The 9,443-nt window shown below is 74.0% G+C and carries 9 protein-coding genes and 1 pseudogene; 5 read left to right on the top strand and 5 right to left on the bottom strand.

Going from position 1 to position 9,443, the window contains the following annotated elements; translation table 11 throughout:
* Positions 1–78: 78 nt before the first annotated feature.
* The gene (locus ACFVU9_RS34470) at positions 79–540 is read right to left on the bottom strand and encodes a DoxX family protein (RefSeq protein WP_387600271.1); all 462 of its coding nucleotides are present in this window, start codon (positions 538–540) and stop codon (positions 79–81) included.
* A 338-nt stretch (positions 541–878) separates the two neighbouring features.
* Here ACFVU9_RS34470 and ACFVU9_RS34465 point away from each other — a divergent pair, with 338 nt between their 5' ends.
* The gene (locus ACFVU9_RS34465; protein WP_387600268.1) at positions 879–1,874 is read left to right on the top strand and encodes a hypothetical protein; all 996 of its coding nucleotides are present in this window, start codon (positions 879–881) and stop codon (positions 1,872–1,874) included.
* Between the two features lie 9 nt (positions 1,875–1,883).
* On the opposite strand, the gene ACFVU9_RS34460 is transcribed toward ACFVU9_RS34465, so the two are convergent.
* Positions 1,884–2,339, bottom strand: a complete 456-nt coding sequence (locus ACFVU9_RS34460) for a hypothetical protein (protein WP_380444984.1) — start codon at positions 2,337–2,339, stop codon at positions 1,884–1,886.
* Between the two features lie 143 nt (positions 2,340–2,482).
* On the opposite strand from ACFVU9_RS34460, the gene ACFVU9_RS34455 reads away from it, so the two are divergent.
* Entirely contained in the window at positions 2,483–3,697 is a 1,215-nt protein-coding gene (locus tag ACFVU9_RS34455; RefSeq protein ID WP_387600265.1) for a saccharopine dehydrogenase family protein, read from the top strand.
* Between the two features lie 15 nt (positions 3,698–3,712).
* On the opposite strand, the gene ACFVU9_RS34450 is transcribed toward ACFVU9_RS34455, so the two are convergent.
* Together ACFVU9_RS34450 and ACFVU9_RS34445 are read right to left on the bottom strand one after the other, a co-directional pair.
* Positions 3,713–4,273 (bottom strand): flavoprotein, encoded by a 561-nt coding sequence (locus tag ACFVU9_RS34450; protein ID WP_387600262.1) that lies wholly within the window; start codon positions 4,271–4,273, stop codon positions 3,713–3,715.
* Positions 4,270–5,205, bottom strand: a complete 936-nt coding sequence (locus ACFVU9_RS34445) for an oxygenase MpaB family protein (protein WP_387600259.1) — start codon at positions 5,203–5,205, stop codon at positions 4,270–4,272. The genes ACFVU9_RS34450 and ACFVU9_RS34445 overlap by 4 nt, the downstream gene beginning before the upstream one ends.
* Before the next feature lie 344 nt (positions 5,206–5,549).
* Between ACFVU9_RS34445 and ACFVU9_RS34440 the strand changes: the two genes are divergently transcribed.
* The gene (locus tag ACFVU9_RS34440) at positions 5,550–6,038 is read left to right on the top strand and encodes a hypothetical protein (RefSeq protein ID WP_380500259.1); all 489 of its coding nucleotides are present in this window, start codon (positions 5,550–5,552) and stop codon (positions 6,036–6,038) included.
* Between the two features lie 114 nt (positions 6,039–6,152).
* Positions 6,153–6,479, top strand: a complete 327-nt coding sequence (locus tag ACFVU9_RS34435; RefSeq protein WP_387600256.1) for a hypothetical protein — start codon at positions 6,153–6,155, stop codon at positions 6,477–6,479.
* A gap of 124 nt (positions 6,480–6,603) precedes the next feature.
* On the opposite strand, the gene ACFVU9_RS34430 is transcribed toward ACFVU9_RS34435, so the two are convergent.
* Positions 6,604–7,455, bottom strand: coding sequence for an alpha/beta fold hydrolase (locus tag ACFVU9_RS34430; protein WP_387600253.1), 852 nt, complete (start codon positions 7,453–7,455; stop codon positions 6,604–6,606).
* Between the two features lie 600 nt (positions 7,456–8,055).
* On the opposite strand from ACFVU9_RS34430, the pseudogene ACFVU9_RS34425 reads away from it, so the two are divergent.
* Positions 8,056–9,443 (top strand): annotated as a pseudogene (locus tag ACFVU9_RS34425) (hypothetical protein); the annotation flags it as partial.

Here is a 9,443-nt window from a genome sequence, read left to right as displayed (position 1 = left end):
GGCCCCCCCGCCCCCCCGGGGGGGGGGGGGGGCCGGGGGGGGCCCCCCCCCCCACCGGACGGGTGACCGCCGGACGCCTCAGCCGGCGACCGCCGACCGTTCGGCACCGGGCTCCACGGCCTGCTGGATCCGGCCTGATCGGAGCACCTCGTCGACGGCCCACGGGCCCGGACCGAGCGTGGCGATCAGCAGGAAGATCCAGCAGTAGAGGGCCGACAGCTCGCCGCCGTTCTCGATCGGCAACAGGCCGTGGTGCTGGTGGACGACGAAGTACGCGTACGCCATGGAGCCGGAGCAGATCACGGCCGCGGGCCGGGTGAACAGGCCGAGCAGCACCAGCGCGCCGCCGGCCAGCTGGATGGCGGCGGCCCACCAGCCGGGCCAGGCCCCGAGGTGGAGCGTCCCGCCGTGGGTGCCCGCGGCACCGCCGAAGAAGCCGAAGAGCGAGGCGGTGCCGTGGCAGGCGAAGAGGAGTCCGGCGACGACGCGGAACACCGACTGCACGGGGCCGGCGAAACGCGCCTGGAGATGGTCGACCACGAGTTCAGACCTCCGGCCAAGGGAATGGAATGTCCATGGCGGATATCCATGGCGAATATCCGTCGTGATCAGGCGGAATTCACGCACCGTCCGATCGGCGATCCGGGACGCTACAAGCCTGCGCGAGCCGGTTGCCATGTCCGTCCGGCGAACGGTCGACCAATTCCCGAAGACACCCTGAATTTGACGCGGAGGGGCCAACCCGGAAGAACTCAGCGAATATCGCCGACCTGGTCGAATGCGCCGTTCGGCGACCGTTCACCGCACGGTCGTTGCCCGGCCCGGCCCGGATCCCGCATCCTTCGTCGCACCTCAGCGACCGCACCGGAGGGGCTTCGATGATCGGCCACCTGTCCCACCCCGGCGGCAGCACCCGCCCCGCGCTCGTCCTGGACAGGCGGGTGCTGCCCCCGGACGGACGGGAACTCGACGAGGCCCTCCTGATCGCGCGGACCTGGGTGGCCGACACCTACCGCGTCCCCGTCTCGGCCATCGCGATGATCGAGCCGTCCCGCGACCCGCGGTTCGACCTGGACTACCGGTCCGAGCGCCACGGTGGCGGCCACGCGCTCCTCGCCGCGGTCGCGGTGGCCGACCGGCTGGCCTGGCTATCGCGTGACCGCCCGGCGTCCCGGGCGCGGATCAACGTGCTCGACACCGGGCACCGGGTGCTGTGCGAGCTCGACCGCAGCGGCACCGGCACCGGCTTCGGCCTGGAGTTCGCCTACCGCCGGCCACGGCGGCTCGGCGACCTGCTGCCGTCCGGCAGCGCCCTCCTGCCCGTCGACGGAATGGAGGTCTCGCTCGTCTCCGCCGGACGTCCGTACCTCTTCGTGGACGCCGCCGACCTCGGCGTCCACGACCAGCGGGAGCTCTTCGCCGACGCCTTCACCGCCCGCCTCGGCTGGCGGCTGGCCCAACTCGCCCGCGCAGCGGCCCGGTTGCTCGGCCCGGCGCGGATCGGCACCGGCCTGCGGGCCGCCGCGGTCGGGCAGTACCAGTACCGGCGCCTCGCCGTCCGGCCCCTGCCCGTCCCCGGCGACCGGATGCTCACCCCCGGCGACACCACCACCCTGGCCGCCGCCGCGGCGATCGACGGCACCGTCCCGTACCGCCTGGCCCGCCGCGGCTGGAGCCGCCTGGACGAACTGGTCATCGACACCCCGGCCGGAACGACCGTCGCCCGCCTCTCGGTCTCCGGCTCCGGCGCCGACGACACCCTCAGCCGGGCCGGCGTCCGCCGCAGTACCGTCCGGTACTGCGGCCCGGTCGTCATCGAACCCCTGCGCCACCTGCTGGGCACCCCCGACGGGCGGCTCTGCCGCCGGCGGTGAGCACGTCTGCTACATGTGCGTCCACCCGCCGTGCGCCAGGAGCAGGATCGGGCAGGCCGCGAGCAGCACCGGCATCGCCGTGCCGACCGTGCCGCGGTTGCGCCGACTCGCGAGCAGCAGCACGACACCCGACGGGCAGACGAAGACGAAGAAGGGCACCGCGAGCAGCAGGAACGGGACGGAGAGCACGATCTCGATCGCGAACTGGAGCCAGCCGACGGCGAGGCAGGTGATCCGGAACCCCGGATCTCCCGGCACCACCAAAGGCAGCGCGGTCAGCCCGACCAGCGTGAAGAGGAGGGCCCAGTACCTCGGGCTCGCCGGGTAGTGCAGCCCCTCCGCGACGAACGGCACCCACGCGACCACGGCCAGGGCGACGAGCACCCGCGCGCTGGGGCGGACCCGGTGACGATCGGGCTCCGCTTCGACGAGAGCGGCGTGCTGCAGCGACGGTTCTTCGGTCATCCCGTACCCCCCGAGGGCTAAATTGAACACGTTCAAAGTAGCGCCAAGCACGCCCCGATGGAAACCCGGGGCCCGGACCGTTGACACCGCCACGACCGGCTCCTAGCGTGGCGCCGTCGATTACCCGTGAGTAGGGACCGTTGATGGCCGAGCCCCGCCCGTACGACCTCGTCCTGTTCGGTGCCACCGGGTTCACCGGCGGGCTCACCGCCGAGTACCTGGCCCGCACCGCACCCGAGGGGTGCCGCTGGGCACTCGCCGGGCGGGACGAGGGCAGGCTCGCCGCCGTCCGGGCGCGGCTGGCGCGGATCGACCCGCGCTGCGCCGACCTCCCCCTGCTGATCGCGGACGCCGCCGACCGCGCGGCGCTGCGCGACGTCGCCGGCTCCGCCCGCGTGGTGATCTCCACGGTCGGCCCGTACCTGCGGCACGGCGAGCCGCTGGTGGCAGCCTGCGCGGACAGCGGCACCGACTACGTGGACCTCACCGGCGAGCCGGAGTTCGTCGACCGGATGTACCTGCGGCACCACGAGCGCGCGGTGGCCACCGGAGCGCGGCTGGTGCACTCCTGCGGCTTCGACTCCGTACCGCACGACCTCGGCGTGCTCTTCACCGTCGAGGAACTGCTCCGCCGCGTAGGACCGTCGGCCCGCGTCTCCGTCGAGGGCTTCGTCCGCGCGGGCGGCACCATCTCCGGCGGCACCTTCGCCTCGGCCATGACGGCCTTCTCCCGGCCCCGCGCGATGGCCCGGGCCGCCCGCGAGCGCCGCGCGGCCGAGCCCCGGCCGAAGGGACGGCTGGTCCACACCCCGGCCGGCCGGCCGCACCGGTCACGGGCGGCCCGCGCGTGGGCCGTGCCGATGCCCACGATCGACCCGCAGGTGGTCTCCCGCTCGGCCGCCGCACTGGACGAGTACGGCCCGGACTTCGCCTACGCGCACTACGCGGCGGTACGACGGCTGCCGATCGCCCTCGCCGGTGTCGCCACGGTGACGGCCCTCGCCGTCGCCGCCCAACTGCCCACGCTGCGCCGGGCCCTTGGCCGGCTGCGCAAGCCCGGCGACGGCCCGGACGCGGAGCAGCGGGCGCGCTCCTGGTTCGCCGTCCGCTTCGCGGCGCGGACGCAGGGCGGGCAAACGCTCCTCACCGAGGTGTCCGGCGGCGATCCCGGCTACCAGGAGACGGCGAAGATGCTGGCCGAGTCGGCGCTGTGCCTGGCCTACGACGACCTGCCGCCGGTGGCAGGTCAGTTGACCACGGCAGTGGCGATGGGCCGCCCCCTGATCGACCGGCTGATCGCGGCGGGCATCTCCTTCCGCGTGCTGGACGCCCCGCCGACGACCGCCCCCGGGCGGTAGGGGCACGACGGGGTGTCACCGCTCAAGGGACTCCTTGGCGGCCCCGAGCGCGGCCTCCCACGGGTAGCCCTCAGGTCGCTCCTCGCCCGGATCGTTCGGCACGAAGCCTCCGTCGCCCAGCAGCACCCGGACCCCGGCCCCGCGCAACGTCTCGACGCTGCGCGGGAACTGGGGGTGCGCGGCGAGGGCCGTGTTCAGGCACGGCACCACCGCCACCGGGATTCCCTTGCCGATCGCCTCGGCCGCGTACCCCACGACCCAGGAGGTCGTGAGCCCGAGGGCGAGGCTGTTGATGCAGTTCATCGTGGCGGGCGCGAACAGGACCGCGTCGGCGGGCGGGAGGAGGTCCGGGTCGCCCGGCCGGCGATAGACGGACTTCACCGGATGGCCGGTCAGCCGCCTCAGCTTGGACATCTCGTCCTGGAGCCAGCCCGCCGCCGTCGGAGTGAGCCCGAGCGCGACGTCCCACCCCCTGAACTGGGCGTGCCGCACGATCTGCGCCGCGCTCAGCACCGGCGGGGCGGCGGAGCCGAACAGGTACAGGACCGGGCGCGGGGAGGACGTGGCGACCGTCAACCGGTCTCCTCGACGTGGACGACGGTCGTGGACGTCGCGGTGGCTCGTGCGTACGCGACGGCGCGGATCTGGGACGGGCCGCAGGCCCACACCATGATCCGGCCGGCGGTCCGCGCCACCGGGCGGTCCCAGAGCGCCCGGACCAAGCGGGGCCGGTGCACGCCGAGTTCGGCCCTCGCCCAGTCCGGGAGCAGGGCGATCGCGGCGTTCGTCAGCACCCGGACGGCAATGCGTTCGCGACGACTGCGGCCGAAGCCCCGCAGCAGGCGCAACACGTCCAGGGCCGGCGGCGTGACCCGCAGCTCCGGCCGGATCCGGGCCAGGTAGGCCGCCACCTCGGCGCGCGACCCGGGTATCGCGGTGGCGCCCAGCCGTTCGGCGACGCGTGCGGCCTCGGCGTAGTAGCGGTCACACTCGGCGGCGGTCAGCGGGGTCGCGGAGAAGATCTGGTAGCCGGTCAGGAAGCAGTGCACCTCGGCGGTGTGCACCCAGGTGAGCAGCTCCGGATCGTCGGCACGGTACGGGCGGCCGTCCGGCGCGGTGCCCCGGATCCTCGGGTGGATCCTCCGGACGCCGGCTATCGCCGCCTCGGCCGCCGCCGTCGAGCCGAGCGTGGTCGTGGTGACGAAGCGGGCCGTCCGGTTGAGCCGGCCGGTCGGATCGATCCGGAAGTCGGAGTGCGCGTCGACGGCCGCCATCGCCACCGGGTGCAGGGACTGCAGCAGCAGGGCCGCGAAGCCGCCCGCCAGCATCCCGGCCGGGTGCCCGTGCACCCGCCACACCACGCTGTCCGGACCGTACAGCCCGGGGTCCCCGGCCGGACGGTCGTACCGCTCCAGGTGCAGGTCCTGCCCGTGCACGGTCGCATTGATCTCGGCCAACAGCCGCATCCGCAACCGGACGAGCGGCCTGCGCCACGCTCCCGCCCCCATCAGGCCCACCCTTCCCACGCTCCGGGCCACCACAGTACCGAGGCGATCCCCGGGCGGGGAGTCCGGCCGCTGCCTCGACGACCCGACCTCGTCACCAGCGACAGCACCCCGCATGAGATCCGGACGGCAACGGCGGCGAGAGCCGGCGGTGGACCCCGTCGTAGCCCTACGCGCGGCGGGTGCCGATCCGCCGTTGTCACCCGATGGTCGCCTCATCAATACCTCAGCTTTCATCCGAGAGGATCGCGTGGTGATGGAGTGTCCGAACACGCGGCCGACAGGCCGGACCCCGGACACTCCTCATCCGCCACCCGCCGACACCCACCGAACGGAACAGAGCACCAGTGGGCGATCACAGCCGCCACGTCGCCACCGCCGTCACGGGCGCCGTCCACGCGCCCGACGCCCGTGCACCGCGGCCCGGACCGGCGGACGTGTCCTCGGCGGTCGCCGCCGCGCTGACCGAGGTGCCGACGCGTTCGGCGACCGTCCGCGTCCCGGACCGGCTGCCACCCGTCCCCGTCGACCAGGGCCGGCTGGAGCGGACGCTCGCCGCGATGGTCCGGTCCGCGTGGCTGCGTACCCCGCCCGGAGCCCGCGTGCTCGTCCAGGCGACCACGGCGCCGGAGCGCCCCGGCGGGCCGCGCGCGCTGCAGATCCGGGTGACCGACCGGGGCCCGGACGTGGCCGCCGGAGCCCGGCCCTGGCTGCACGCGAAGCCCCGGGGCCCTCAGGACCTTCACGGCACCGACGGCAGCGCGGGCCGGCTCACCGTGGAGGCCAACCCCGGGGGCGGACTCGTCCACGTCCTCACGCTTCCGCTGACGAGCTGACCGGCGCCCCGACAACGTCTCAACTCCTCAACGCTGAGGACCCATCCGGAGGTCGTGGTACACAAGGGCAGGGTGCTCACCGCCTACCCCCTTTGACGAAGCCTGGAGTTCACCGTGGGACTGGACGTGTTCTGGCACTCCGACCTCCCCGATCTGAGGAGCTGGGATTCCCTCCAGCGGACGGTCACCGAATCCTTCGGGGATGAGCACGACGTCCTGATGGACGTCGTCACGAAGCTCCCCCGCAAGGGCTTCCCCGTCCTCGCGGCCATCGACCCCTACGGGGACACCGTGCTGGACTCCCGGCAATGCGCCTCCGCGCGCGCGGAGGTGCAGGGAATCCCGACCTGGCGGGACGACTCACAACTGGTGAGCCTGGAAGCGCTGCTGAGCAAGTGCAGCCAGGCGCCAGGCACCTACGTGTACGTCGCCGGCGACTGAGGCGACCGGACCGCACGGCGGTGGGGCGTCCTCGGACGCCCCGGCGAGGCGTTCGCGTCGATCGCGCCGCCGGGGCCGGACGAGGGCCGAGTCGGTGGCGGACCGGGATCCGCCGGAGGGCCGGTCAGCTCTCGGCAAGCCAGCGCGTGACGACGCCACCGAACCAGGCCGGGTCGTCCAGCCAGGGGTGGTGCCCAGCCCCGGGCTGCACGACGAGCTGCACCCAGCCGTCCGCGAACAGCTCGCCGAGCCGTGTCGCGAGCACCGGGCTGGGACTGAAGTCGAGCTCCCCGACCAGGATCAGGACCGGGATCTCGAGCCCCGCGATCGCAGCCCTCGTCGCCTCGGGGTCGAACGCGCCCTCGGCGTAGTGCGCCGCGCGGGCGTCACGGTTGAGCTGCGTGGCGCGCGTGGCATGGTGCTCCTGCGCGATCTCGTCCCACCGGCCGTACCAGAACGGGCCCGACAGGGCGGCGTCCTCGTCGGACCCCACATCGGTCCAGTCCCTGCGGAACGCGCCGATCGCCTCGTCGTACCAGGGCTCGTCCTTCCGCAGCGAGGTCGCGGCCTCGCGGCTGCCCTCGTCGACCGGGATCCCGACGGCCCGCATTCCCGGCGTGATCAGCGCGATGCGCGCGACGCGCTCGGGGTGGCGCTGCATGTAGAGGACGCCGAGGTTCGCCCCGGCCGAGTGGGTGAGCAGGTCGACCTTCTCCAGCCCGAGGTGCACGCGCAGGGCCTCGACGTCCGCGACGACCCGGTCGCAGCGGTAGCTCTCGACCTCGGCGGGCTCGGGGGAATCGCCGGTGCCGCGGTGGTCGAGCAGAACCAACTGCCGGTGGGCGGACAGCCCGCCGTAGTCGCCGAGGTACTCCGAGGCACGCATCGCGCCGCCGGGCAGGCAGATCAGCGGCTCGCCCTCGCCGATGAGGTGGTAGGCCAGTTCGGTACCGTCGTAGGAAGAGAAAGTTGGCATGCCGCGAGCTTTCCACCCGGTTGTTGATCTTCGCAAGGCGCTCCCGTCCATGCTGATCACCTGAGCCGCGATCACGCTGATGACCAGGCGCATCACCCAGCGGCAGTCCAGGCGGTCCGGTCAGCCGACCTCCCGCGAAGCCCAGCGGGACTGATCCTTCTCGGAGCCGGCCTGCCGACCGACCCCCGGACCGGCCCGAAGAACCGGCCGACCCCACTGTCCCACGGGCCCTGAACGCCGGTCAGCCCGTTCACCGACCCCGAAGCCGCCTCCTCCCTCGCGGTCAGCCTCGGCGGAGGCCGCCGCCATCGGCCTCGACGGCGCCGCCGGCACCCTTCACCTTGGCCGGCCCGCCGGGCGGCACCACCACCGGCCGGTTATGAAGGAGGTACCCGCACGGGCGGTTCGGTGCGGACCTCGCCGTCAGCCGGGCGAACCGCTTCGCGACACGGGCCGACCGGTCCCACACCGTCGCTTCAGGCGGACACGACGACGGATCAGGCGCACCGGGGCGCTCCGGCCTGACGGGACATCAGGATCGATTCACCGCAACGAAAGGCATGGACAGCAATGGAACGTTGCACCGGGAAGAGCCGCGCTGTGCGAAAGGGCGCGGTCGGCGCCCTGCCGCTGGCCGCAGGCCTGCTGCTGCCCGTCGTGGCGGCCACGCCCGCACACGCCGCCGACCCGAACGGCTGCACCCGTACCGGTACGGCCGCCGCGGGCTTCACCATCACCTGTACCAGCGGGATCGGCTCCAGCGACACCCTGACGGTGGGAGACCTTCCCGGTGCGAAGAGCACCATCACCATCACCAACAGCAACAGCAACTTCGGTAACGGCGTCGTCGCCGGCACCGTGAACGGCATCCTCGGTGACGACACCCTGACCATCACCGGCGGCACCGCCGTCGGCGGCAGGCCCGGAGGCGCCGGCATCGGCCGGTCCAGCACCGGCGGCACCGCGCTGGTCGAGATCGGCGACGGCAACAACACCGTCACCATCACCGGCGGCAACGGAGAGGCCGGCAACGGCGGAGCGCCCGGAGGTGCCGGCATCGGTGGCACCGGCACGTCCGGCAGTACCGGCGGCATCGGCAAGCTGACCGCCGGCAGCGGCACGAACACCATCCGCATCACCGGCGGTTCGGGCACCTTCGGCGGCGCGGGCATCGGCGGCACCGCGGCCGGCAGCAACGGCAACTTCATCACGAGCCCGGCCTTCGGCGGGGCCGGGACGGTGACCGCCGGTACCAACTCCACGGTCATCGCCACCGGCGGCAGCGGCACCAACGCCGCCGGCAGAAGCGACGCCGTCGGTACCGGCGGCGCCGGCGTCGGGGGCACGGGCGTCGGCGGCTTCGCCCAGAACGCTTCCGCTACCGGGGGCAGCGGCACCCTGACCACCGGCACCGGGAGGGCCACCGGCGGCGCGGGCGGCACCGGCGGCAAGGGCCCCGACGGCTCGGGCGCCAAGGGCGGGCCGGGCGGCAACGGCGGCGCCGGTGTCGGAGGCACCGTCACCGGCCCCGACAGCAGCGGCGGCAGCGGAACGCTGACCGCCACCACCGCGACCGCCACCGGCGGCGCGGGCGGGATCGGCGGAATCGGCGGGTTCGGCAACGGGGGGAACCTCGGCACCGGCGGCGGGCCCGGCGGTGACGGCGGGTTCGGTGGCGTCGGCGGCGCGGGCACCGGCGGCACCGGCGTCGGCTTCCTGGGAACCAGCACCGCCGGCAGCGCGACGGTGACCGCCGCCACGGCCGGCAGCACCGGTGGCGTGGGCGGCACAGGCGGAACCGGCGGGAGAGGCGGTCGCCCCGGTAGCGGCATCGGCAGCCAAGGCAACGGCGGCGTCGGCGGTACTGGCGGCGACGGCGGCAGCGGCATCGGTGGCTCCGCCATCAGCAACCCCAACATCACCACCGGTGGCGCCGGGACGGTGACCGGCGCGCCCGGCACCACCCCCGCCGGCACGCTCACCGCCAC

It is taken from the genome of Kitasatospora sp. NPDC057936 (assembly GCF_042887525.1).
Classification (GTDB): Bacteria; Actinomycetota; Actinomycetes; order Streptomycetales; family Streptomycetaceae; genus Kitasatospora.
The sequence above is the reverse complement of the archived record's forward strand: the minus strand, read 5'-3'. Positions and strand labels throughout refer to the sequence as shown.